A 26703-nucleotide genomic window follows, 5' to 3' on the forward strand; every position below is an offset into this window, starting at 1 on the left:
AAGGGAAATTCCCTGCATGCAATTGTCATTAAAAATACTCTAATTCATTGGTAACCAATGAATTAATATGGTTATGAGGATGCCCTAGTTATTGGTATTGGTTCAAACAAATAACGAATTATCAGTCCACAAATAATGAAACACCAGGCATACCAATTCACGGAAACCTGGATTCGATCGACGGTGGGTAATTTTTTTATTCCTGAGGGGGGTGGGAGCAAAATAGAAGTAAAGTTGTCTATTGCGGGTTAGCATCATATCCATCGGGATTTTGAGACTGCCAGCGCCAGGTATCTTTGCACATGTCGTTGATATCGCGTGTGGCCGTCCAGCCCAGCTCTTCTTCCGCTTTGGTGGGATCGGCATAGCATTCGGCAATATCGCCCGGCCGGCGATCGGTGATTTCATAGGGAATATCCCGGCCGGAAGCCTCTTGAAACGCCCGGATCATCTCCAGCACGCTGTATCCCTGTCCGGTGCCCAGGTTATAAGTAACCAGGCCGGGACGGGTATCCAGCTTTTCAAGCGCTTTAAGGTGACCGAGTGCAAGATCTACCACGTGAATGTAATCGCGAACCCCGGTACCGTCGCGAGTTGGATAGTCATCCCCAAACACCGAGAGCTTTTCCAGCTTTCCTACTGCCACCTGGCTGATGTAAGGCATCAGGTTGTTGGGAATATCGTTGGGATCTTCACCAATACGCCCGCTTTCGTGGGCACCTACCGGGTTGAAATAACGCAACAGTGCTATGTTCCATGTTTCATCCGCAGTGTTGAGATCGCGCAGGATCTCCTCGATAAACAGTTTTGTCCGCCCATAGGGATTGGTAGTGGAAAGGGGAAAGTCCTCCGTTATAGGTACTTTATGGGGATCTCCGTATACCGTCGCCGATGAGCTGAATACAATGTGCTTGACACCGTGCTTTTCCATGATCTCGCACAGGTATATCGTGCCGGTAACATTGTTGTGATAATAGGCTAACGGCTTCTGCACAGACTCTCCCACGGCCTTGTACCCGGCAAAGTGGATTACGGCGTCGATCTGGTGATCAGAAAAAATGTGATCCAGTTTTTCCTTGTCCAGCAGATCCGCTTCGTAAAAAGTAAGCGTTTTACCGGTAATCTCTTCAACGCGGCGGAGGGCTTCTTTTTTACTGTTGGAGAGGTTGTCCACCACGATCACCTCATAGTTGTCCTCCAGCAGTTCAACGGTGGTGTGACTGCCTATATATCCTGCTCCGCCGGTTACCAAAATTGTGTTCATAAGAAAATCGTTAATGGTTATAAATCAGGTTTGTGTTCATCCGGACTCCGTGTTGCAATTCAAAACGGGAAAAAGCTCCACAAGTGAAGTCAAACTTAATATTCGCGGCCCACGATTCAAATCCCATTTTGGGATACCGGGGCACCAGGAATCCGTTTCCTCCGCTACCCGTTGTCCAGCCGATCGAGATACGCCGTATTTCCCAGCAGGTGCATATAACGCAGAATCCAGTTCCGCCGCTCGATCATATACGGGGATGGGTTGTGCAGATCATATCGTTTGGGACTGGGCAGGGCAGTCATCAACAACGCACTTTCCGGCATGTTGAGATCGGCGGCTGAGCTGTTGAAGTAGGTACGGGCAGCTGCTTCAACTCCAAAAATACCGGGACCGAATTCAGCAATATTCAGATAGATCTCCAGGATGCGTTTCTTTGACCAAAAAAGTTCGATCAGACCAGTAAAATAGGCTTCTATTCCCTTCCGCAGGTAGGAACGGCCCTGCCAGAGATACAGGTTTTTTGCCACCTGCTGGGTAATAGTGCTGGCGCCGCGCAGGTCGTCGCCCCGCTGACTCTCCTGCCAGGCTTTTTTAATGGCTTCAAAATCGAACCCGTTGTGCTCGGGGAAGCGCTGGTCTTCAGAGGTGATCGCCGCCACTTTAGCATAGTCCGAGATCTCGTCCCAGTCCACCCATTTATGCCTGATCGGAATCGCCTCACCGGAGCTGTTTTGCAGGCTGTACTTTTGCTGAATCATATATGATGAGGTCGGGGGATTGATCCACCGCAACGGCACAACCAGGGTGGCCGACACCAAAATTACCAGTGAGATAACAGAAAGGATCCCCTTTACCAGCAATTTCGCCACGCTCCTGCTGGACGTATCAGGATTTACGCCGTGATTCATAAGTACGGAATTTTGTTGCGGGCATAACCTCTCACAGATCTTGGGTTTCCATTATTGACAGTCATATCTACAGCTGCTGTAGCAAGGGATCGGTATGCTATCCGGATGGATTTTCCTGTATCTGTTTCAACTCCCGAATAATCTCATTACAGATACCTTCAATTTTTTCGACCGACTGCTCAAGCTTCTCAACCGGCTTTTCGTCCCATAATAGGGTTTTGGCGTGCTCATATTCCTGAACGATCTCGTCAATCTCCAGCATCTGGGCTACCGGTTTTATTTTATGCCCCGCCTTCCTGAAGTTGGTCTCGTCCCGTTTAAGAAGATATTTCCGGTAATTGGTCTTAAACTCCGTGAATGAATCTTCGCTGGCATCTGCAAACTCCTTGATATAGGCCTCCTCGTTATAAACCAGCCCTGCAATTAGCTCTCGATCAATGTATGTACGATCTTTCCTGCTCAATTTTCGTCAGTATTTAGATTGAAATTTTAAATGTCGGTGATGTACTGTGGAACGCTCAAGACTATGTTGTTATTGAAGTAATGAATTCATAAGGTCAATTATTCAGGAAGGTTTTTATGAATTTTCCCAGTCAATATACGGCTGTCTTTAAAGTATTTTTAACAGTAACACTTCTTTTGTTTTTTTCTGTACCGGAAGTAGAAGCCCAGTATTTCGGACGCAACAAGGTACAATATGAGGATTTCAACTTCCAGATTCTACAGACATCTCATTTCGATATTTATCATTACCCGCAGGAGGAGCGGGCGATCAAAGACCTGGGCCGGCTCTCGGAGCGATGGTATCAACGCCACACAGAGTTGCTGGGCCACAGGTTTAAAACCAGGAATCCCCTCATCATTTATGCCAATCACGCCGATTTCCAACAAAATGATGTGGTACCCAGCGTGGGCGTGGGCACCGGCGGGGTCACCGAGGGACTCCGAAACCGGGTGATTATGCCGTTTGCAGAGGCCAACCAGAGTACCAACCATGTGCTGGGCCACGAACTCGTACACGCATTTCAGTACGATATCGCCCGAACGACCGACAAAATAGGGGGAATTCGGGCGACCAGCCAGCTGCCGCTCTGGTTTATCGAGGGGATGGCAGAGTACGCCTCCATTGGACCTGAAAGCACCCATACCGGGATGTGGCTCCGGGATGCAGTCCACCAGGATACGCTCCCCACGATACGGCAGCTCGGCAACAGCCAGCGCTATTTTCCCTACAGGTTTGGCCATTCTGTATGGGCATATATTACCGGTGAATGGGGCGATAAAGTCGTGTCACCCCTGTATGTAAACAGTGCCCAGAAAGGACTCAGACAGGGAATCGAAAGTACGTTGAATATTTCGATGGATTCGCTTTCTACCCTCTGGCAGCATTCGGTCAGGGAAAAATATGCTGAAACAGTGCGGCAACACGATGATCCCTCCGAGGTAGGCACAAAAATACTCGGCAAATCAAAAGATACCGGGACGATTAATGCGGGGCCGTCGTTGAGTCCCAACGGCGAATATGTAGCATTTATTTCGGAAAAAAGCCTGTTTTCAGTAGAGCTTTTCGTGGCGGATGCCGAAACCGGGGAGATTATCCGGAGTCTTACCAGCACCGTTACCAATCCACACCTGAATGCGCTCCGATTTATTGAATCGGCCGGTACCTGGTCTCCGGATGGAGAGCAATTTGCGGCTGTTGTTTTTGCGGAGGGGGATAACCAGATTATTATTATTGACGTGGAAACGGGGAACACTGTTCAAACCCTGAAATTTGGTGCAGTGGACGCCATAACCAATCCTTCATGGTCTCCCGATGGAGAGAAAATCGCTTTTTCTGGTGCTGATGGAGGATATACCGACCTGTATGTTTACAATATGGAAGAGGAGTCTCTTCAAAATCTCACCCGCGACCGCTACTCCGATTTACAACCCACCTGGTCGCCTGACGGTTCTCAGCTTGCATTTGTTACCGATCGCGGCCCGGGTACCGACTTCGACAAGCTTACGTTTGGAAAAACACGGATAGGGATGTACGATCTGGAGACAGGGGATATAGATTTACTGCCGGAGTTTCCCGATGCCAAACATATCAACCCGCAGTTTGGTCCGGATGGGACCTCGCTCTACTATATCTCCGACTACCGCGGTATCAGCAACCTGTATCGATACGATTTTGAAGCCGCCCAGCGGTACCAGCTGACCAGTGTAAACACCGGTATTTCCGGTATCAGCACCCTCTCACCCGCGTTAACGGTAGCCGGTACGTCAGGCGATGTGATGGTTTCGGTTTTTGAGGCCTCAAATTATAGTGTCTACCGTATTCCTGAAGAAGAGACGATCGGAACGCAGGTACTGACGGTTGAGGACCAGCTGGCCGATGCCAATGATCTGCCCCCGGTTGGCTTGACCGGTAATGAAATTACCAGTTCATATTTCAGGGAGCCCTATATCAATGTTCCCTCCGCGGATTCATTCAGGACCAGGGACTACACTCCAAAACTCAAGATTACCGGCATTGGCGGCGGTATTGGCGGGGGCGTCGGCGTGTCGAGCCAGCTGGGCGCGGGAGCAGCCGGCGGGGTTACGATGCAGTTCAGCGATATGCTGAATCAGCATCAGCTCATTGCAAGTGTCAGGGCCCAGGGCCGGATCAAGGATATAGGGGGACAGGTATCCTACCTAAACCAGGACAACCGGTTTATCTACGGGGCCTCTGTAAGCCACCAGCCCTATCGCACTTCCGCTGCCGGAGTCACTTCGGATACGCTGGAAACGGGTCAGGAGGTTGCGGTGGTGCAGCGCCTGAACCGGAGAATATTCCAGGATAGAATTTCCCTGCTCGGGATGTATCCTTTTTCCAAGACGCAGCGGCTGGAGTTTTCAGCCGGCTGGACTCATATCTGGTATGATCTGGAGCTGCAGGAAACCTTGTATAACCCGTTGGGACAACCGATAGACAGAACGAGGGAAAGTTTGAGTTCACCATCTCCACTCAACCTGTATAACATGTCAGCCGCCTATGTGGAAGATAACTCTATCAGCGCCTTTACCGGTCCGATTCGCGGGCACCGCCTCCGTTTCGAGGTGGAGCCCACCACTGGAGATTTCAGTTATCTCAACGCGCTGGCAGACTATCGCCGGTATGTGTACATGCGTCCCTTTACACTTGCGTTTCGGGGGCTGCATTCCGGCCGCTACTTCCAGGGGGGGAATGCTGAAGAGCAGCTCTCCCCAAATTTTATAGGATATGAAACCCTGATGCGGGGATACAACACCAGCTCATTTACTCCCTCCGAGTGTGGTCGTACCCGGGAAGAGGGATGTGCAGTGTTAAACCGATTGTCGGGAAGTCGCATGGCAGTCGCCAACGTGGAATTCAGGATCCCGGTACTGGGAGCCGAGCAGCTGGCCTTGTTCCGGTCGCGGACTGTTCCCACGACCTTGTCCACCTTTTTTGATGCGGGCTACGCTTGGACAGCGAATGAACCGTTCAGGTTCAGCGATCTGAAATGGACCAGTGGCAGCACCAATGAACGCGCCCCGGTATTCAGCACCGGGCTGAGTGCGCGGGTCAATATACTGGGCTACCTGATAGCTGAAATCTATTATGCAATCCCGTTTCAACGACCGAACAAGTCAGGGTATGTTGGATTTACCATCTCTCCCGGTTGGTAAATATTGACTTTATTCAGCCAGTGAACAAGGACTTACACTGTAATCCTGTTCACTGGCTTTGAAATCTAGTTGGCGGGTTCAGTTACTTTGTGAGGCGTGGGCCGGCCGTTCTCGTCAAGGTTGACAAAGACGATGGTATCGATCTTGATGATCGTCTTTTTATTGAATTTGTTTCGCACCTCGCAGCGCACCGTAATGGAAGAGGTGCCGAATTTAACGGTCTCCATGCCGATTTCGACGACATCCCCGACTTTGGCCGAACTCACAAAATTGATTTCCGACATGTACTTGGTTACCACGTTTCCCTTGTCGAGCTGACAGGTAACGTAGATAGCGGCTTCCTCGTCGATCCATGCCAAAAGAGCCCCCCCGAAAAGGGTGCCGTTGGCGTTCAGGTCTTGCGGTTTGATGAGTTTGCGACTGTAAAATTTCATGATGGATTCTGGTAGTATTCGTCAATAGTTAGATGTTCCGGATGATTTGCACAAGGTACCACCCCTATTTGAACTCTGTATAAAGATCGATTCGGGGCACGGCAGCCGCTTTGCTAATCAGCCAGCGGCATAACTTCTATTTTCCGGAACTGCGTAGGGTGGCTTTCGGCCTGGATAGAGATGGTGCCGCCCGTCAGAATTTTTGAATCCACCTGTTGCAGGATCTCCCTGGCATCCCGGTCGTTGGGATCAAGCTGCGGATCGTTGTAGTCGAACACAAGGTTGCCGTTGATGTAGTGTTTGATATTGTTTCCCCGTACAACCACCTCGGCGGTGACCCACTGGTCTCCGTGATAGGTCTCCGAGCTGGAGGTGATGCAGTGCTGTGTCACCAGTTCCCCGTCAATGACCACGTTGGTTCCCGGGGTGCAGATATTGGCGGTGGTGCGCGGGTCGGTTCCGTTACCGCCGAGAAGTTGAATTTCAACCGAAACGGGGAACTCCTGGTCAACCCGCATATCCTCCGGGCGCTGCCCGTGAATCATAAGCCCGTTATTTCGGAAAGCCCATCCGGGACCGTCGGTAACCTGCTCTCCCACAAAACGATATTCAACCCGGAGGCGGTAGTTGGAGAATGACTTTTCATAGAAGAGATGCCCAAATTCCCCGTCAAAGGAATCCCAGTTGTCGTAGGAGACCGTCAGGATTCCATCTTCCACACGGAAGGTATTATTATAATTTACCCCCGCCTCGCTACCGGTAAATTTTGGGGTCCACCCGTCCAGGTTTTTCCCGTTGAATAGCTGAATCCATTCCCCGTCCGCTCCGGCTGAACCGGGTTGTTGACCGTGGAGAGTTGAGGAAGATATCATCCCGAAAAATAAAAAGGCTATTGCGTATCTGGTTATACTATACATGTGGTTGTCCGTATTTGATGGATTAAATTCGTCGTATTCAGGTGGTGAAAGGCGGGTAGAACGACCCGGTGTCCACCATATTTCGTTGCTCCCATTAAGAGCTGAAATGTCAATAGAAAGTGGTTAAACCGCAAGCACGGCAGTTGGTAAAAATTATTGACCGCTGTCGCTGTGACCCAGGTCTTTACCGGGTGCTATATGATCCCTGATCAACTGTTTCAGCTCCTTGGATTCGGGGAATCGTCCTTTTTCTGAACGTGAAAAGATGATATTGTTTTCCGACCGCACTTCAAAGGTTCCCCCGGACCCCGGAACAAGGGTAACACCTCCGAGCTCGGCTTCAAAAGTGGTCAGCAGCTCCTGGGCCATCCAGCAGGCACGCGGTAGCCAGCGACACTGAGTGCAGTATTCAATTTCAATACGAGGTTTCAATTGATTGCCCTTTTAAAAGTTCACTCACCATTATTACCGACCGCTCACGGTTATTGTTCTGCCGCCCCGACCGTTGAGGTTGAACACCCTCAGGCGAATATTGGCATTCTCAGATACAGCCATTGGTTTGATATACCGTGTACTCCGGGTGGTGGGTTTCGAACCGTCCATCGTGTAGCGGATGGTAAAGCCGGGAAGCTGGACATTGGCCGCGAGCCTGCTGTTGCGAAGTATGGCACCCGGGGTGGGTATGCGGTAGTTAAACCCGCCGGCATAGTGGTCGAGCCGGGGCAGCTCCTGTTTGGAGATGATATTCAGAAATTCAGACCACGCCTGCTGGTACTGCTCCCGGTTTTCTGCCGACCAATTACCCTTGGCCCATGCAGGCTGAGGGGCCCACGCCCGTTCCGCCATGGCAAGGAGCTTGGGAAGAAGCATATATTCCTGCCGCTCCCCGTCGATCAATTTTTCACCCCATAGCAGACTCTGTATACCCACAATATTGGAACGACCCTCTTTTGTCAGGCGCACCATATCATCAAAATGTGATTCTGTCAACGGCCGACCCATAACATCCTGCTCAGCATTTTTATAGTAGTTGTATGGGATGAAGGAGAACGGTTTTTCCAGGCTGTTGAAGCCACCCCAGTAGAGTCCCGGTTCTGGAAATGCTTTCTGATAGGCCAGGTCAAAATAAAAATTGGATACACCGGAAAGCACCACCTTGTACCCCGCATTGGCAAGTCGATAGGCCAGGTCTTCATCTCCGGAGCCGATCACATTATTCCAGACATCCACCTGGACATCCTCTTCGGCGAACGCCTCATCGGCCACCGAATGGGTTTCTCCACCCCAAAGCGCATCTTTCATGCCGATCTCTTCCCACCCGTACAGCGACAATCCACGCTCCTGCAGCATATCGTTGACCCGGCGGAAAAAATAGCCCCACAGATCGCCGGTGGATTGCAGGTCGGGATGTTCGGCAATCAACTGCTGGGCGGCCGGAGACTGTTCCCATGCACCGGAGGGAACTTCGTCTCCTCCCATATGGATGCGATCCAGCGGAGCGCCGGCCTGTTCATACATCGCCTGTAGCTCGTCAATTACTTTGGCAAGGAACCGGTACGTAGAGGGCAGGCCCACGTCGATCACGTTGTCGTCCCATCCCTGTACCGAGCGGTACTCCGAGGTGTCGTCGAGATCGCGCAACAGGAATTTCCTTGCTTCATCCGCTTTACCTTCCGCCATCAGGCGGCGGTAGCGGGCGTCCATCGCCTTGATAGCAGCCCGGGCATGGCCGGGAGTCTCAATTTCCGGAATCACCTTGATATGGCGTTCTGCAGCATATTCCAGGATATCGATAAAATCTTCGGTACTGTAGAAGCCGCTTCCGGGGTAGGAGGGGTGGGGTCCTGAACCGTACGAAGGCTGAAGGCGCTCATGGTTGTCGAGGGTGTGTCCCCGTTGCCCGCCTACCGTGGTGAGTTCCGGCAGCCCCGGAATTTCGATGCGCCATCCCTCATCATCGTTGAAATGAAAATGGAAGACGTTGAGCTTGTATAGCGACATCAGGTCCAGCGTCTTGAGGATTTGCTCCTTGGTCCGAAAATTTCGTGATACATCCTGCATAAACGCCCGGTGACCGAAACGGGGGGCATCGCTGACCTGGATCGCCGGTACGTCAATCGACTGTTTGGTGGCCGACCAGGAGGAGGGGGGCAAGGCCGTTTTAAGCGACTGAATCCCGTAAAAAATACCGGCCGGCCGGGAGGCTGAAATCGTGACCTGTTCGGGAGTTATGGAGAGTTCGTACCCTTCCGGCCCGGTATCCCCCTGCTGCATGATAATCTTCTTCCCATCGATGTTTTCGGTTGTCAGGGGTGCCCGTATCCCGAACACTTTTTTAAGTTCTGCAGAAAGATATTGTGCTTCATTCCTGAACATTGGATCGTACTGAACCGGTACGCCGGGCCCGAGAGTAAAGCTCCCTTCGGACGCTTGGTAGCTAGCCGGTGTGGGGAATACGCGGGGCAGCCACTGTGTATCGATATCGCGTATTCTGCTGTTCCAACTATACACCGTTTCCGGCGTGGCCACAGGTACCTCGTCCTGTGGTCCCCGGTCGAGGGCTTCCTGGTTTCCCGGCCATTTTACGTTGTACTGATCAACGGGGATTCCCCGCCTGGGATCGGCATCCCAGACCCAGTACAGACCGATCGGGGCATCGGATATATTTAAAGCGGACCCGCCTGCTACGAGATCCAGCTCCAGGGAATCACCGGGTTCAAGTCCACCGAATGAAGAGGTGGGCGTCAAACGGCTCAGGTCGCCGTTGATATGCTCTATCTCAACATTCCCCGTTTGGTCGGTTCCTGACATATTGTTCAGGTAGATGCTCCAGCCGCCCGGTGGAATGGCATGGTCTCCCTCGTTTTTGAGCGTGAGCACCGAGAGAAATTGTGCTCGATCCTGGTAGTGGTTATCGACCAGCTGCCAGCTTACCTCCAGGGAGGAGGGATGGAATCCGCCGCCGGATTGACTGTAAACGGGACTGGCAAGTCCAACTGCCAGCATAACTAAAAGGGTCACGGTTCGTCTCATAGGTGGTTTGCCAATGAAATTTTAAAAGATTGATGAGGTTGCATTGTGATGATAAAATAAACGGGAGCGGAACCGCCAGTCAGATACGCCGGTGTGCCGCATGCACAGGCATTGGCAGTACCATGCAATACCAATTCCTGGCCGTTAATGATGACAAAAATAGCAATTGCGACTGCAAGCTCAAATTGCAGGTAACAAAAAAGGGAGCCATCTTCGGCTCCCCATAGTCGTTTTATCTTGCAAGCCGGATTATCTGAAGCTAATCCCGACCCCCAGGTTGTAGCTGGAATAGTTGGCAAGGGTGTAGGAGCCGGAGATGTGAAAGATCGCAAACCGCAACCGGAAACCGGCAAGGGCGCGGAAGCCGTTTTTACCGTCAATCTCCACGTCAATCGGTTCATCAACTGCTTCGACGATCATGGGCTCATTGTTGTTCGGATCGTCTTGGTACGCTGTGTTGGGTACCACGGTGGGATATGAGCCGGCTGTTTTAATCGACAGGGTGGAGGCCTCGTAGCCTACGCCACCGTAAACCGATATTACCGGCAGCGTTTTACCGACCAGGGCGTTGATGGTCCACGCATCGGATGTGAGCGCGGCATTTTGCCCCTGCCACGTTGATGCTGCATAGGGATTCTCGGTGTTATTTTGATCCTGGATGACATCTTCCGGCAACAGTTCCAGTTCCGAGTTCAGGTCCATCGTGGTATACCCGTACATGACAGAAATATCAACGGGGATCAGGTTGCCACCCGGTAACCACTGCTTTACATCGTGCTTGACTCCAACTCCGAACAGTTTAAAAGAGCCACCCACTTCAGGAATATCATATTCCGGGACGAAACGGACCATAACGTCGGTATTTTTGATCAAGCCCACTCCCGCTTTTATCATCGGGGCAGGAACATATTCAAAGCCGGTCCCCTGCGGCATGTCAAATGAAAAAAGTTCTTCTTCCACGCCGTTTCCGTCCACATCTTCATAGGCCGCGAGTGTAGCTCCAGGCTGTTCGGGTCCGTTGATAGTGGGGGCTACAGAGGAGGTGCTCTTGACTTCCAGCTGTTGCAGGTTGAGGTCGTTTACATCAAATGAGAGGTCGGTATCCGGAACAATGGCAAGTCCCGAACTCACGGTCAGGTCAAACCCAAGCGTATTGTGCGTTTTGGCAGTATTGGTCCACCCGGTATTGAGTCCTGCACCAAATCCTGAGCCAAACGGCTTCAGGTAGGACTTAACCAGGGTGTTCGCATCCTCTTTGCCAGATTGCAAGATGGTGCCAACGTCCTCGATCTGGGCAAATGAGGGTACAGATATGATGCTCAACAGGGCGAAAAGCAGTAACCCCTTTAATAAAGATTGTAACAGCTTCATTGCGTAGATATTTATTTTTATGTGTTTGTTAGATGATACAAAATTAAACCAGGTAATAACCATCCCTGCAAAGGGGTGTATAGTAACTAATTAGTTGTAGACTCTCTAGTGCAGTTATTGGTTAGTCAGGGGATTATTATAGCCACAATGGGAAAGGCCGCACTCCTCATCCCGGGTCCACGGGACGGGGTTCGTTATTCTTGATTCTACATTCATCATTCCCTCTCCGCCGTCGCTTTTTCCTCATCCCTGCTGTTCTTCGAGCGATTCCAGGATGTTGAGGTACGATTCATACCGTTCCGGGCTGATATCACCTTCTTCGAATGCGCCGATGACACCGCATCCCGGCTCATGGCTGTGGGTACAGTTGTTGAATTTGCAATGCCGGCGGGCTTCCAGCATTTCGGGGAAAAAGAGCGAGAGCTCCCAGGGGTCAATATTGACCAGCCCGAACTCCTTGATGCCGGGAGTATCCACAAGATAGCCTCCAAAATTGAGCGGGAGCAGCTTGGCAAATGTTGTGGTGTGAATACCTTTCTCCGAATAGTCGGATACATCAGCTGTAGGGCGCTGGATATGTGGATCTATCTTGTTGATGATCGAGGTTTTACCCACCCCCGAGTGTCCAATAAAAACAGAGGTTTTCCCCTTGAGCACCTCCTTGATTTCCGACAGGGATTCCTCGTCGTGGATACTCGCGGGTATGATATCATACCCGATAGAGCGGTAAAGGTCGACAAGGTCGGCCGCGTACTGCTGCTCGTTCTCTCTTGCCAGGTCCATCTTGTTAATGATGATACAGGGTAAGACCTGGTAGGCCTCACAGGTTACCAGAAACCGATCAATAAATCCCTGTTTTAGCCGGGGCTTACGAATAGACTGCACTACAAAAGCGCGGTCTACATTTGCCGCCAGGATCTGTTCTCCCTGCTTGTTGTGAGTCGATTTACGGATAATATAGTTTTGGCGATCATGGATTTTTTCAATGCTCCCGGTATCGTCCTGGTTGATCGAGATCTCCACCAGGTCGCCCACGGCCACCGGGTTGTTCACACTGTAATTCTCCAGGCGGAAACGCCCCGGTAGCCGACACTTGACAATGCTGTGGCCTTCATTCTCCTCCACGGCAACTTCGTACCAGCTGCCTGTTGATTGTACGACTCGTCCCTGTTTAGCCATTCGTTCTGGTTTGTTGGATTCAGCATGAAAATATCGATGCAGCGGTAATAATGAAACAGTTAACTTGTGCGATGTACTGGGACACGAAATTATTGCCGTGCAAATAGGCCGCCTGCTCTTAAAAAAGAAAACCTGCCAGGTGTTGGCAACCCGGCAGGTTTCAGGGGATAAAGACAGGAGCGCTATTGTTCCATAATGACAGTTTCCTGTGTGGAGTCTTTGGCCGCCTGGTTTGCTCCATTTCGGGATTTATATTCGTCGGAAACCTTGAACCGCTCCATGGGATCCATGACGGACTCATCCTCGAGGACAATATCCAGCAGGGGATCCATACGCTCGAGGTACTGCACTTCCAGGTTCCCGATCACATCCTCTTCAATTTCGGCCACATCCTTCTCGTTTTTCTTCGGGAGCAGTACCTTTTTGATACCTGATCGCTTGGCGGCAAGCACTTTTTCTTTGATTCCGCCTACCGGCAACACCAGCCCGCGCAGGGTGATTTCACCGGTCATGGCGAGTGTGCCTTTGACTTTCCGCTGCGTAAAAATGGAGGCTACGGCGGAAAAGATGGAGACTCCGGCGGATGGGCCGTCCTTCGGAACCGCGCCTTTGGGCACGTGGATGTGAAGATCCCAGTACTTAAACGCCTCTTCCGGGATACCGAGCTCCTCGGAATGGGCCCGCAGGTACGACATCGCCAGCATGGCCGACTCTTTCATCACATCGCCCAGCTGACCGGTAATATGCAGCTTGCCGGTTCCTTTTGAGACGCTGGCCTCAATAAAGAGGATATCGCCTCCATAGGGAGTCCATGCCAGGCCGGTTGCCACGCCGGGCACCGTCGTTCGTTCGGCAACTTCGGAGAAATACTTCCGCTTGCCGAGGTATTCTTCCACTTCGTTGACCCCCACCTTGAATTTCTTGTCCTGGCCGGTCGCAATTTTAGCGGCTACACCGCGGCAAACCGACCCGATTTGACGTTCAAGGGTCCGCACTCCGGACTCTCGCGTGTACTCGTCAATTATTTTTTGCAGTCCCTGGTGTGTTATTTTAATCTGATCCTCCGTAAGTCCGTTTTCGGTGATCTGCTTGGGTATCAGGTGCTGCTTGGCGATCTCGGATTTCTCCTCCTGCGTATACCCGCTGATGTTGATGATCTCCATGCGATCACGCAACGGGGCCGGGATGGTCTCCAGCGAGTTCGCCGTGGCGATAAACAGGACTTTTGACAGGTCATATTCCAGCTCCAGGTAGTTGTCGGCAAACGAGTCGTTCTGTTCGGGATCGAGCACCTCAAGCAGGGCCGAAGTGGGGTCGCCCCGGTAGTCGGATCCCACCTTGTCAATTTCATCGAGCATCATAACCGGGTTGCTCTTGCCCGCCTTTTTCATAGAGCGGATAATGCGTCCCGGCAGCGCCCCGATGTAGGTACGGCGATGCCCCCGAATTTCAGCCTCGTCATGAATGCCGCCCAGGCTGAACCGTTCAAATTTTCTGTTCAGCGCCCGGGCAATCGACTTGCCAAGCGAGGTCTTGCCTACGCCCGGAGGTCCGTAGAAGCAGAGAATCGGCGCCTTCATATCTTTCTTGAGCTTCAGTACGGCCAGGTATTCGATGATGCGCTTCTTTACCTTTTCAAGACCGTAGTGGTCTTCGTCGAGCACCTCGCGTGCATGCTTAAGATCCAGGTTGTCATCCGAATACTCATTCCACGGCAGGTCCAGTATCCATTCGATGTAACTGTGGATGATGCCGTAATTCGGTGAAGAGTTGGGAGTGCGCTCCAGGCGCTGAAGTTCTTTTTCAGCGGTTTCAACAGCCTCGTCGGGAAGGTTTTTCTCCTTCAGTTGCTGTCGGAGTTTTTCAATCTCCTGCTGCTCACTGTCTTCGCCCAGCGCCTCCTGTATCGCCTTCATCTGCTGGCGCAGGTAGAAGTCGCGCTGCTGTTCATCAATATCTGATTTCACCTTGGTGCGGATCTCTTCACTCAGGTTGAGCACCTGGAGCTCCTTGTTCAGAAACTCCATAACCTTTTCCATGCGCTGAGAGAACTTTTTGATCTCCAGCACTTCCTGTTTTTCCCCGGTGGAGACATTCAGGTTGGAGGAGATAAAATTCAGCAGGAACGTGGGACTGCTGATATTATTAATAGCGATGGAGGCCTCTGAAGGGATATTGGGAGAAAGGTTCACAATCTTGCTCGCGGTTTCCTTGACCGAGCGCATCGAGGCGTCCAGCTCTACCCCCTGAATATCCATCTGCTGGCCGAACTCCTCCACTTCGGCCCGGAAATAGGGCTCCGATTGAATGAAGTTGCTGATACTGAAGGTGGTTTTGCCCTGAATTACAATACTTTTGCTTCCATCGGGCATCTTTATCAGCTTCAGAATCTGGGCGACGGTTCCCACATGATATAAATCACTGGCAGCCGGGTTTTCTTCCTCTTCCTCCTTTTGGGCTACAACACCAATAATTTTATCGCTCTCATAGGCATCCTTGACCAGTTCCAGGGATTTGTCTCGCCCCACTGTTATGGGGACCACCACCCCCGGAAAAAGAACCGTATTTTTCAACGGAAGGATGGGAAGAGTTTCCGGAACATCAAAGTCGGTTAACTTCCTCTCTTCCTCTTCTGACATCAGGGGAATCGCTTGTTCAAAATCCTCAAAACCCTCTTCAGAATCTTCAAGCCGTTCCCAGTCAATATCTTTTTTATCTATCATAACGGATTTTAGTGTTAAGAATAAATTTTTTTGATTCTCTTTTACATGAGCTGCAAATAGAACGCCAGCCGTCCATTGTCTACCAATTAGTCATAATCTACTCAATCTTTATGGCAAAATAACAAATATCGACAGAATGTGTGACAGTTGGACATGAAAGGGGCGGGCCGGCATCTTAAAAATGGAAGGTGAGTCCCCCGACCGCCGCACCGCTGAGGTTCAGAGCGGGAGATCCTCTGGGCGAAAGGAACTGCGCTCCGGCCGAGAGCTCCCAGTGTTTCATCACGATTCCCGTGCCCAAACTCCACAGGGTCGGTGAATCGGTGGCTACCTGGGCTCCCAGGCGAATCGGCACCGGCTTTACCGGTGCGAACTCCATTCCGAAATGGGCAATTAATTTGGTGTTGTTGAAGGCCGAGTCGTTGAGACCCAGCGTGAGGTCGGCCGCGAGCTTAAGCCGGTTTACCTGGAGCAACATTCCGGCGTTGAAGGAGGTCGGAAGTACAGCTTTAAACGGGCGTTCCGGGGAGTCGTCAGATCTCCCGACCTGGTTGAATTGAAAAGGATTTAAATCGGGGACCTCGTCAAAAAAGGAGAGATACTGTCCCGGTGACCCTTCATACTTCTGGCCGGAGGCAGCAGCAAAAGGGGTGAGGGTAGTGTCCCGGGCATGGTCCAGGGAGCGCGGGTTTTCGTTATAGGAGACAAACCCGAGGTCGGTGACCGAAAAGCCCAGCCGAAGTGATTTTTCGATCGGCTGTGTATTTCCGGAGTGTGCAAGCGAAAGGTCATCTCCCAGCGTAAGAACATATACAAGGCCAAAGTCGAGCCCGCCTCCCATCCCTGTCGGAGTCGTATAGTCGCTGAAATCCTGTTGAAAGGAGGAGGGGAAATGCCGCTGAACAGCCGCTGACGGATCACCATTGGCCGTATAGTGGCGGGTGGCCCCGGAAAAATTGCCGGTCGACCGATAGCTGAACGACCGGGTAAACAGGGGTTGGTCCATCTCATCCGTAAACCAGTAGCGGGCATCATATTGGAGGTCGAGGTAGGAGCCACCGAGAATAAATTTGGGGGCAATCCCTATGTAAAGCTTGCCCACCCGGGGAATCAGGCCTGATACGAAATCAAACGTTTGTCCGTACCCGAATGAGAATTCATGCAGGAACTGGCTTTGCTGGAAAAGGCTCATGTCACGCACACTGGTGGAGCTGTCCAGATCTTCAAAGGTTTCATCGTACCAGCCCCGCCCCACTTCCGTCCGGGTTGAAAATCTTGTGCGGGCGGTCAATGAAAAAGCACGGTCTCCCTGCCGCCATTGTATGCCCCCCAGTATCAGGTCCATTCGGTGCTGGTGCTCGGAACGGGATCGCCCTTTGGGATAGTTGCGATCCAGAATCAACTGCTTTTCGGAAGCGGTAATGGCCGTGGCTTCCGGCTGGTGAGCATCCAGGTAGTTTTTGTACGCCTGGAACTGCCGACTTGCGCTGCCGACAGACATTACCGGGGCAAAAAATCCGGCGGCGGTGCCTATTCCAATACTGAAGCGGGTGCTCTTGTCGGGAACGGCAAGGTTTGCAGGATTGATGAAGGCAGCTTCGTACCCCGTAAGATACGCAGTACCGCCTCCACCCATAGATATATTTTGTGGAGTCAGAACCGGCTGCGACAGGGCGGTCTCAACACAAAGAAGGCACAAAAGTACGAAAACAGGTCTGAAAAGCGATTTCAAATTCAATATCCTTCTGAAAGAAATTAAGGATCTGTTACCCCGGCAGAAGCCGGGTATCAGCCTACAACCTTCATCTTGGCGGCCCGGAGCATCAACGTTTTACGCCCCCGGTCTTTGAAAAATACGACAACTTTGGTCCGTTCTCCATTCCCGGTACGACTGATTATTTTGCCGGGACCAAATACATTGTGTACTACTTTGGCTCCCACCTGGAAACGGTCAACGTCATCCCCGTCATAGTGTATTTTTGTCCCGCCGGATTTCCGGTTGTTTTTGGAGTAGTGCGGCTTTTTCCAGTCATATTCTACGGATTGATCCCAGTTGTTGCCGTTGGCGGCGTCATCACTGAAGCGATTTTTGAACTGGGTGATACTGGAGCCGGTTTCAGTTCGTACCACGCCGGGGTCAACTTCATCCAGGAAGCGGGAGCGCATCATCGACTTCTCTTCGCCGTACTTGTACCGGCTTCTGCAGTGACTGAAAAACAGCTTCTTTTCGGCCCGGGTAATCGCCACATAAAAGAGGCGGCGCTCTTCCTCGATATCGACCTCCTCATTGTTGCGGCTGCCCACGGGAAACAGGTCTTCCTCCAGTCCCACCACGAATACCACCGGGAATTCCAGACCCTTGGCGGCGTGTACCGTCATCATAGTAACGGCCGGCTTTTCCTCGTCATATTTGTCGGTATCCGTGATCAGGCTGATCTCCTGCAGGAAGTTGGCCAGCGAAGGATTATTAGTGCCTTTTTCATAAAACGATATCGCATTTTGCAGTTCCAGGATATTTTCACGGCGGGTCATCGATTTCGGAGAATTTTCCTCCACCAGGTTTTTCATATAGCCCGATTTTTCAAGCAGCTTTTTAGTGACTTTGACCAGTGATTCACCCTGTTCGATATCCTGTTTCAGGCTGCGGATCATCGAGACAAAATCTTTTACGCTGTTTTCTGCCGGACCGTAGATGTCGACCTCCTCAACGTTGGTAAGGACATCCCAGAGCGACCTGTTCTGGCTGCGGGCCTCCGAGGTCAACTGGTGCAGCGACTTGTTGCCGATACCGCGCGAAGGCTCGTTAATAATCCGCAGCAGGTTCGTGTCGTCATCGGGATTGATCAGCATGGTGAGATAGGCCAGCACATCCTTGACCTCCTTGCGCTGGTAGAAGGAGAGTCCGCCCACCAGCTGGTAGGCAATACCTTTGCGCCTCAAAGTTTCCTCAAACACCCGGCTTTGGTAGTTCGTGCGGTAGAGGATGGCAAAGTCGTTGTTTTTGTAGCTGTGACGCTGTTTTAGCTCATGAATATATCCCGCCACGCGGTTGGCTTCGTCCCGCTCATCGTAATTCTCCAGCAGCGTGATGGTGCTGCCCTCCTCGTTGTCGGTCCACAGCGTTTTGTCCAGCTGTTTGTCGTTGTTTTTGATGATCGAATCGGCCGCCTGCAGGATATACTTGGTGGAGCGGTAATTTTGCTCGAGCGGAACCTCCAGGGCCTCCTCATAATCCTTCTTGAAATTAAGGATGTTGGAGATATCGGCCCCGCGGAACGAGTAAATACTCTGGGCATCGTCGCCGACCACGCAGATATTTTCGTGTTTGTCGGCCAGCATCCGGGTTACCTTGTATTGGGCGTGGTTGGTATCCTGGTACTCGTCGATCATGATATAGCGGAAGCGGTCCTGGTATTTCTCGAGCACGTCGGGATGGGCGGCAAAAAGCTCAATCGGCTTGATCAGCAGGTCGTCAAAATCCATTGCGTTGTTTTGCTTCAGCCGGTTTACGTAGATCTCGTAGACCCGCGCGGTGATATCATCGAGGGTGCTGTGCACGAACTTCTCCTTGTAATGGTCCGGATGGATGAGCTCATTTTTGGAATCGCTGATACGCCGATGGATGGTGCGCGGCTGAATCTCTTTCGGGTCATAGTTCAGCTCCCGGATAATCTGCTTGATCAGGTTCTGGGAATCGTCGGTATCATAGATCGAGTAGTTGGAGCCGAAACCGATTTTATCGGCCTCATAGCGCAGTATTTTTGAGAACACCGAGTGAAACGTTCCCATCCACAGCCGACGTGCGGGATCCCCGATCAGATCGATGATGCGGTCCTTCATCTCCCGGGCGGCCTTGTTGGTAAAGGTGAGCGCAAGAATTTCATCGGGTTCGGCTTTTTGCTGGTGGATAAGATACGCTATGCGATAGGTGAGCACGCGCGTTTTTCCGCTGCCGGCGCCGGCCACGATCAGCAGGGGACCGTCAGCTTTTTTGACTGCCTGCTGCTGTTGCTTGTTTAAATCCTTTATGAAATCGGGTTCTTGGGGCATCGTATAGTTTTATTTACAACTGATTTCTTTACCGTGTATTGCAGTTATTCAGCGATCCTTCTCAATTACCATTTCAGGATGTAGCGTGAGTATTGCGGTTTATCTTTTGTCCTCTGCATGGTATCACTGCGATAGATTCGAATAGAGTTTCAATGTAATGGCTGATGGTATGTAGAGTAAAAGTTGTGCAGTACCAGTGGATATTGAGAACTACAGCTGAAACTATCGCGACAACCTAAAACAGGAGACCAGAAATAACTTTTTCCAAACCCAAACCTACGAAATATGGGTAGTTTTAAAAAACATTTACCATGCAAAAAATTCAGAAAATCGTATCATGTTACCAAAGATTCAAAATAGATATACCGTTTACGCATGTGATTAAATTGAGATGTTCAATTGGTATGTTTTCGGAAAATAGATTCATCCCTTGCTATATTATTGTTTATAAGGGACCTTGCAGAATCTATTATGTTGTTGAGAGGGGGTTGTACCACCGACTTTGTTGACCTTTTAAACGGGAGTAAACTCAGAACGGGGAATTGAGGATTTTAAAGCCCCCCCATAAATTAAAAGGAAATTTGCAGATAAAAGGGGATTACCTGTGGAAAAATATATAAGAATAGTCGTTTGTGTACTTTTGAGTGGGCTGTATGCACTTCATCCTGTTCAGTGTTACGGGCAGAATGAATCGCCCGATACTCCGCCCAATATTCTATTCGTAATTTCAGATGATCAATCTTGGCCTCATGCCGGCATTTATGGTGCAAAAGAGATTGCAACGCCCGCTTTTGATCGCATTGCGAGGGAAGGAGTTTTGTTTAATAATGCGTTCGCTGCAGCGCCACAATGCAGTCCGAACAGGGCAGCTATACTGACCGGCAGAAATATATGGCAGCTGGAGGAAGCGGGGACACATGCGAGTAATTTTCCGCAAAAATTTCGCGTTTTCCCCGACCTTCTTGAGCAGGCGGGCTACGAGATAGGGTATACCGGCAAGGGATGGGGGCCCGGGAACTGGAAGTACAACGGTTGGGACCGTAATCCGGCGGGTGTGGAATATAGTGATCAAGAGTTGAGTGAGAAGCCTGTTTCTTCCGTTAGTAATTTGGATTATGCTGCTAATTTCCGGGATTTTTACGAAGGCAGAGACCAAAGGAGGCCATTTTTCTTTTGGGTTGGGACATATGAGCCCCATCGGGTCTATGAAGAAAATTCAGGCGTAAAATCAGGCAAAGATCCGCAAAATATTGAAGTCCCGGCCTTTCTTCCGGACACGCCGGAAATTCGGAGTGATCTGTTGGATTATTATGTGGAGATTGAATGGTTTGACCAGCAACTGGGACATATGATAAACTTGCTGGAAAAGAATGGAGAACTGGAGAACACGCTTGTGGTGGTGACTTCGGACAACGGCATGCCGTTCCCCCGGGCCAAGGCTAACCTGTATGAATACGGCACCCACGTGCCGCTGGCGATCCGCTGGCCGGAGAAGATTGGGGAAGGTAGAATCGTAGACGACCTGGTCAGCTCAATCGATTTTTTCCCGACCTTCCTGGACGTTGCCGGTGCTGATATTCCTGAGCAAGTGACTGGCAGAAGCCTGCTGCCCCTCCTCATGTCTCAGGATGAAGAAGTTGTAAACAAGAAACGATCCACGGTCCTGACCGGCCGAGAACGTCACACGCACGCCCGGCCGGAGAACCTGGGATACCCTTCCCGCTCAATCAGGACGCAGGATTACCTGTTTATCCGGAATTTAAAGCCGGAACGCTGGCCGGCAGGAGATCCGCGGCCGGAAAACAGGGCGGATTTGACGGCGGGTGATTTTAAGTCTTTTGGCCGGGGTTATGCGGATATTGACGGTTCTCCCACAAAAGCGTGGATGTTGGAAAACCGGGACAGGCCGGCCGTCAAAAGATTGTTTCAGTTAGCGTTTGAAAAACGACCCTCCAAAGAGTTATACAACATTACCAAAGATCCGGCCTGCTTGAATAATTTGGCGGGAAAAGCGGAATATCGATCAGTGCAGAACCGGCTTGAAGCGAAGCTGGATAGCCTTTTGAAAGTTCAGAACGATCCCAGGGCGTATGGATACGATATTTTTGAAAGCTATCCCCGGTACAGCCCGATGCGGAATTTCCCGGGATTCAAGGAGCGCGGGGAGTACAATTTTGACTTCTGAGCGCAGCGTCTATTGAATTTACTGGCGCGGAATGCCACAGAGAGAGGTCCAGGGTAGAAATTGTGAGACCCTGTGAAGCGCTGTTGCCTCTAACTCAGTTCCTCCAAAATACCGCGAAGTTTCTCGAGGTTGGTCTCCGTGTCCTCCTTTTTGTCACGCTCACGCTGTACCACATCATCAGGGGCGTTTTCAACAAACTGTTCATTACCCAGTTTTCCATTGACGGACTTCAGGAAGCCTTCCAGCCGGTCGATCTCCTTCTCAATACGCTGTCGCTCTTTGTCGAGATCGATCAATCCCTCCAGCGGAACAAAAATTTCGGAGCCTTCCACCACCGAAGAGGCCGAGGCTTGCGGCTGCTGCAGGTCGGTGGTTACGTCAAACGATCCGATATCCTGCAGTTTACGAAAAATCCATTCATTCTGCTGTAGCTGGGTTGCCAGTTTTTCGTTTCGGGCTTTAATTCTCAGGTTTATATCGGCGCGCATCGGCACGTTGAATTCGGCCCGGATATTGCGGATGGCAGAGACCATCTGCTGGATCGTTGTAAACAGGGCAATATCACGTTCCTCGATAAGGGTTTCATCCGCTTCCGGCCACGGGGCAACGATGATCGCCTCGTCGTTGGCACGCTCGCGCATTCGCTGCCATATCTCCTCTGTCAGGAACGGCATAAACGGGTGCAGCAGTTTCAGCAGGATCTCAAAGAAATTGAGCCCGCGGGCCAGCCTGTCGGCCGGAATTTTCGCCCCGGACTCATCTGCCTTGATAAGCTCAATGTACCAGTCGCAGAAGTCATCCCAGATCAGCGAGTATATTTTTTTGAGCGCTTCGTTGATGCGGAACGTTTCAAAATCCTTCTCAACCTCCCGGATGGTGTTGTGTACTTTCGCCAGCATCCAGCGGTCTGCGAGGTTTTCTTCGTCAATTTCGAGTTCGGCACCGTACTCGGTATTCTCCTTCACATTCATTGCCAGGAAGCGGAATGCGTTCCATATCTTATTGGCAAAGTTGCGTCCCTGCTCGCAGAGGCTCTCTTCAAACAGCAGGTCGTTGCCGGCGGGAGAGGAGAACAGCATTCCCACACGTACGCCGTCGGCCCCGTACTGGTCGATCAGGTCCAGCGGATCGGGGGAATTGCCGAGCGATTTGGACATTTTCCGGCGCTGGCTGTCGCGCACGATTCCGGTATAATATACATTGCTGAACGGCTTCTCTCCGCGAAATTCATACCCCGACATGATCATCCGGGCCACCCAGAAAAACATGATCTCCGGGGCGGTGACCAGGTCGTTGGTCGGGTAGTAATAGTTGATTTCTTCGTTATCGGGATTCCGAATGCCGTCAAAGACGGTAATCGGCCAGAGCCAGGAGGAGAACCAGGTATCGAGCACATCCTCATCCTGCTCAAGATCATCGCTGTTCAGATTTGTCCCCGATTTTTTTCGCGCTTTTTCAACCGCTTCGTCTTTCGTTTTGGCGATCACGTATTCTTCGGCGCCTTCTCCATAGTACCAGGCCGGAATCCGCTGACCCCACCAGAGCTGGCGCGATATGCACCAGTCGCGGATGTTTTCCATCCAGTGGCGGTAGGAATTCTTGAATTTGGCCGGGTGAAACTGAATTTCATCGTTCATTACATTTTCGAGCGCGGGTTTTGCCATTTTCTCCATGCTGCAAAACCATTGCAGGGAAAGACGGGGCTCAATGACGGCATCCGTTCGCTCGGAGTATCCAACCTTGTTACTGATTTCTTCAACCTTGACCACCCGTTCCTGCTGTTTCAGATCTTCGAGAATGCTGTCCCGCGCTTCAAACCGGTCCTGCCCCACATAAAACTGTGCCTCTTCGGCAAGCGTGCCGTCGCTGTTCAGCATGTCAATAATTTCCAGCTCATGTTTCAGCCCGATCTGGTAGTCGTTTTCGTCGTGGGCGGGGGTGATCTTCAGGCAGCCGCTCCCGTATTCGGGGTCGACGTATTCATCGGCGATGATCGGGACTTCGCGCTCTACGATCGGGATAATCGCTTTTTTCCCAATCAGGGACTGGTATCGCGGGTCATCGGGATTTACGCAGACCGCGGTGTCTGCCAGGATCGTTTCGGGCCGAGTCGTTGCGATGACGACACTCGCATCTTCGCCAACAATATCGTAGCGAACGTGATACAGTTTTGACTGTTGCTCCCGGTGGATGACCTCCTCGTCAGAAAGGGCGGTCTGGGCTTCCGGGTCCCAGTTGATCATCCGCTTTCCGCGATAGATGTAGCCGCGTTCGTAGAGTTCAATAAAGCAGTCGATGACCGATTCGTACAGATCATCCTCCAGGGTGAACCGGGTGCGCTCCCAGTCGCAGGAAGCCCCGAGCTTTTTGAGCTGTTCCAGGATAATTCCGCCGTGTTCATGGGTCCAGTCCCACGCGTGTTCCAAAAACTCTTCGCGCGTTAGGTCGGCCTTGGTGATGCCTTCTTCCCGCAACTTGTTGACGACTTTTGCTTCGGTGGCGATGGAGGCGTGATCCGTACCCGGCACCCAGCAGGCGTTATAGCCCTGCATGCGGGCCCGGCGAACCAGCACATCCTGGATGGTATTGTTAAGCATGTGGCCCATATGGAGTACACCCGTGACGTTGGGCGGGGGAATGACAATGGTGTAGGATTCGCGTTCATCCGGTTCGGAGTGAAAAAAACCGGAATCATTCCAGTAGCTGTACCATTTGTCCTCCGCTTTTGAAGGATCGTACTGTTTGGGAATGTTTAGTTCTGCTGGTGATCTACTCAAAATTAGTTCTGTTTTTCAGGTTTCGGGTTTACGCTGAAAACCGGTTGAGACCGGTACATTTGTCCATATGTTCAAAGCCGGAAAATAATAAAAAGCGGGGTGGGGTGTAAGCAGTGCCACAGATTTACACTGATGTTGGTATCCCGTGAAAATCTGTGGTCCGCTGTTAATCTACTCGTCGCAGTCGTACGCCAAAATGTCCGTCGCAGTGATGTTTGTGGGGGAACGTTTGGTAGGCCTTCGCATCCTGGATCAGGACCTCGTCCGGCAAGTAGCCGTCCAGGCTGTCAAGTTCAAAATTTTCATGTTTTTCAAGGAAGTTGGTAACCTGACCCCAGTTCTCTTCCTCCTCAATCGAGCATGTGCTGTATACGAGCCGCCCGCCCGGCTTTACCATTCTGGCTGAGGCATCGAGCAGCTCTTCCTGCAGTTGTACGGCATTCTCAAGGCCCTCCAGGTCGCGCCGCCAGCGCAGGTCAGCCCGTTTGCTCAATACGCCCGTTCCGGTGCAGGGAGCGTCAAGCAGGATTCCGTCTGTTTCCGGCAGGTCAAGCTCGCGCACGTCGGCACGCCGTATTTTGATGTTTTCGGCCTGGAAATCGAGCGCGTTTTGAGCCAGCTTCTCCAGTCGTTCCGAGGAGATATCAACCGCCAGTATCTCCCCTTCGCCGCCCATAATGCTGGAGAGAAGCACCGACTTGGTACCGGGAGCCGCGCAAAAATCATAGATCGATTCATCGGGGCCGGGGTTCAGAATGGTGGGGGCGAAACCGGCTGCAACATCCTGGATCCAGCAAAAACCTTTGGAAATCCATCCCTTGTTGATAAAAGGGGCAACACTGTCTACGCGGAAATAACCGGGCAGCCAGTCGCTCTCGGTGAAAGAGACATCATTTTTTTCCATTCGCAGCTTAAAGTATTCAGCTTTGGTCCTGAGCGTATTAACGCGGACATAGTGAACGGGCGGTTTATTGTTGGCCTGCATCAGCTGAAAGGCCTCGCGCTCACCAAACCGGTTAACCCAGCGTTTGACCATCCACTCCGGGTGAGAAAATGTAGTTGCGATCAGCTTGGTACGATCCTTGAAGTTGGGTTTGGGAAGGTCATCTTTCTCCTTGTCCCGCTGCAGGTTCCGCAATATGGCGTTTACGAGGTCGCCCGTACGCGAACCGAGCGAATATTTTGCAATTTCAACCGACTCATTAATAGCGGCATAATCCGGGGTGCTGTCCATAAATACCATGTCGTAGACACCCAGCCTGAGGATGTTTTTCAGGCTCGTCTTCATCTCCTCCAGGCTTACATTGGCAAATTGACTGATCAAAAAGTCGAGATAGGAACGCCGCCGCAAAATGTTTTGCACATATTCACGCACTTCGGCACGGTCGCGCTGGTCGAGGTCATTGGCCCGGGTATAATCCAGGTAATTGGTCTCATCAAATTCGTTTAAAATATCTACGCTGACAGATCGTGCAGTTGCTTCAGTTTCCAAGATAATCGCTGATTTAGAGGTTAACTTTTTACATCAATAAAGAGTACTGCCGACGTTCTGGTTCCGCAATACCTGCAGCCATTGATGTTGAAACAGCTCAGTTTTCGTGTTGAGTCTGTCCTAAAAAATATAACAGACGAAAATACAGCATTGTGGGTGGAGTTGCTAATTGATATGACATGAATTGTGATCGATATTCCAGGGATGCCATACTGTGGGCAACGGCCTGAAAGAGCTGTTGTATACAGCAGTCGGGAAGGCACCCCGCAGGAGAACTCCGGCAGGCTATCATTTGATCGAATATTAAACGGTGAGATTCCGCAATTGCAGGACTTTGTTGACTACGAGACTAATGTCTGGGAAAAGAGCTCCTCAGCCCGAATTTCTACCACGTATTGTTTAGGGTAAAATGGTCGTGTCCTGCTGGGAGGCAGCAACTGTTGTCAGTTGTAATGGGGAATAGTTGAGGGCTTTGCAAAACCATCAGTTCCTCGTTCTGAGGGAGTTGTACTCCCGTTAACCCGGATTATTCACCAAGAAATTTGGTTGTGCACGAGGGGAAGGAAACATGACCGCGGAATAGTACAGGTGTACAGTGAGCACCTCATGTTTACTTCAACGAAGTGCACGGCCCAATTTCGCAGCTATTTGTGAGGATACCCAAATTTGAGCTACCGGGTACTTCCGCTGGA

16 protein-coding genes are annotated in these 26703 nt (G+C 51.2%); 2 read left to right on the forward strand and 14 right to left on the reverse strand.

From position 1 onward, the window contains the following. Positions 1 to 238: 238 nt before the first annotated feature. The 3 genes from galE to ACG2F4_RS17520 all read right to left on the reverse strand — a co-directional run bounded on the left by galE (position 239) and on the right by ACG2F4_RS17520 (position 2635). Positions 239 to 1264 carry a UDP-glucose 4-epimerase GalE gene (galE, locus tag ACG2F4_RS17510; RefSeq protein ID WP_395262197.1) on the reverse strand — a complete coding sequence of 342 codons (1026 nt, stop codon included), beginning with the start codon at positions 1262 to 1264 and terminating at the stop codon, positions 239 to 241. Positions 1265 to 1428: 164 nt separating this feature from the next. Continuing rightward, positions 1429 to 2172 carry a monofunctional biosynthetic peptidoglycan transglycosylase gene (gene mtgA, locus ACG2F4_RS17515; RefSeq protein ID WP_395262198.1) on the reverse strand — a complete coding sequence of 248 codons (744 nt, stop codon included), beginning with the start codon at positions 2170 to 2172 and terminating at the stop codon, positions 1429 to 1431. 97 nt (positions 2173 to 2269) lie between these two features. Beyond that, positions 2270 to 2635 (reverse strand): taurine dioxygenase, encoded by a 366-nt coding sequence (locus tag ACG2F4_RS17520; RefSeq protein ID WP_395262199.1) that lies wholly within the window; start codon positions 2633 to 2635, stop codon positions 2270 to 2272. 176 nt (positions 2636 to 2811) lie between these two features. Here ACG2F4_RS17520 and ACG2F4_RS17525 point away from each other — a divergent pair, with 176 nt between their 5' ends. Continuing rightward, on the forward strand, positions 2812 to 5850 hold the full coding sequence (locus ACG2F4_RS17525; RefSeq protein ID WP_395262201.1) for a hypothetical protein: 3039 nt from the start codon (positions 2812 to 2814) through the stop codon (positions 5848 to 5850). A gap of 65 nt (positions 5851 to 5915) precedes the next feature. On the opposite strand, the gene ACG2F4_RS17530 is transcribed toward ACG2F4_RS17525, so the two are convergent. The 9 genes from ACG2F4_RS17530 to ACG2F4_RS17570 all read right to left on the reverse strand — a co-directional run bounded on the left by ACG2F4_RS17530 (position 5916) and on the right by ACG2F4_RS17570 (position 19557). After that, positions 5916 to 6284 carry an acyl-CoA thioesterase gene (locus ACG2F4_RS17530; RefSeq protein WP_395262203.1) on the reverse strand — a complete coding sequence of 123 codons (369 nt, stop codon included), beginning with the start codon at positions 6282 to 6284 and terminating at the stop codon, positions 5916 to 5918. A 113-nt stretch (positions 6285 to 6397) separates the two neighbouring features. Further along, on the reverse strand, positions 6398 to 7156 hold the full coding sequence (locus tag ACG2F4_RS17535; RefSeq protein ID WP_395262204.1) for a DUF1080 domain-containing protein: 759 nt from the start codon (positions 7154 to 7156) through the stop codon (positions 6398 to 6400). Between the two features lie 198 nt (positions 7157 to 7354). Next, positions 7355 to 7633, reverse strand: coding sequence for a SelT/SelW/SelH family protein (locus ACG2F4_RS17540; protein ID WP_395262206.1), 279 nt, complete (start codon positions 7631 to 7633; stop codon positions 7355 to 7357). Between the two features lie 33 nt (positions 7634 to 7666). Beyond that, complete coding sequence (locus ACG2F4_RS17545; RefSeq protein WP_395262207.1) at positions 7667 to 10234, reverse strand: family 20 glycosylhydrolase; 2568 nt, start codon at positions 10232 to 10234, stop codon at positions 7667 to 7669. A 249-nt stretch (positions 10235 to 10483) separates the two neighbouring features. Further along, entirely contained in the window at positions 10484 to 11605 is a 1122-nt protein-coding gene (locus tag ACG2F4_RS17550) for a DUF6588 family protein (RefSeq protein WP_395262208.1), read from the reverse strand. A gap of 243 nt (positions 11606 to 11848) precedes the next feature. Further along, a complete protein-coding gene (gene rsgA, locus ACG2F4_RS17555; protein WP_395262209.1) occupies positions 11849 to 12784 on the reverse strand; it encodes a ribosome small subunit-dependent GTPase A in 936 nt (311 codons plus the stop codon). 182 nt (positions 12785 to 12966) lie between these two features. Next, entirely contained in the window at positions 12967 to 15507 is a 2541-nt protein-coding gene (lon, locus tag ACG2F4_RS17560) for an endopeptidase La (RefSeq protein ID WP_395262210.1), read from the reverse strand. Between the two features lie 175 nt (positions 15508 to 15682). Next, a complete protein-coding gene (locus ACG2F4_RS17565; RefSeq protein ID WP_395262211.1) occupies positions 15683 to 17143 on the reverse strand; it encodes a DUF5723 family protein in 1461 nt (486 codons plus the stop codon). A gap of 152 nt (positions 17144 to 17295) precedes the next feature. After that, positions 17296 to 19557, reverse strand: coding sequence for an ATP-dependent helicase (locus tag ACG2F4_RS17570; protein ID WP_395262212.1), 2262 nt, complete (start codon positions 19555 to 19557; stop codon positions 17296 to 17298). A gap of 604 nt (positions 19558 to 20161) precedes the next feature. On the opposite strand from ACG2F4_RS17570, the gene ACG2F4_RS17575 reads away from it, so the two are divergent. Further along, positions 20162 to 21742, forward strand: coding sequence for a sulfatase (locus ACG2F4_RS17575; RefSeq protein WP_395262213.1), 1581 nt, complete (start codon positions 20162 to 20164; stop codon positions 21740 to 21742). Positions 21743 to 21831: 89 nt separating this feature from the next. Here ACG2F4_RS17575 and ACG2F4_RS17580 read toward each other — a convergent pair whose 3' ends face one another. Together ACG2F4_RS17580 and rsmB are read right to left on the reverse strand one after the other, a co-directional pair. Next, entirely contained in the window at positions 21832 to 24519 is a 2688-nt protein-coding gene (locus tag ACG2F4_RS17580; protein ID WP_395262215.1) for a valine--tRNA ligase, read from the reverse strand. A 166-nt stretch (positions 24520 to 24685) separates the two neighbouring features. Then, complete coding sequence (gene rsmB / locus ACG2F4_RS17585) at positions 24686 to 26011, reverse strand: 16S rRNA (cytosine(967)-C(5))-methyltransferase RsmB (protein ID WP_395262217.1); 1326 nt, start codon at positions 26009 to 26011, stop codon at positions 24686 to 24688. Between the last annotated feature and the right edge of the window lie 692 nt (positions 26012 to 26703).

This window comes from Halalkalibaculum sp. DA3122 (assembly GCF_043951865.1).
Classification (GTDB): domain Bacteria; phylum Bacteroidota; class Rhodothermia; order Balneolales; family Balneolaceae; genus JAMQKA01.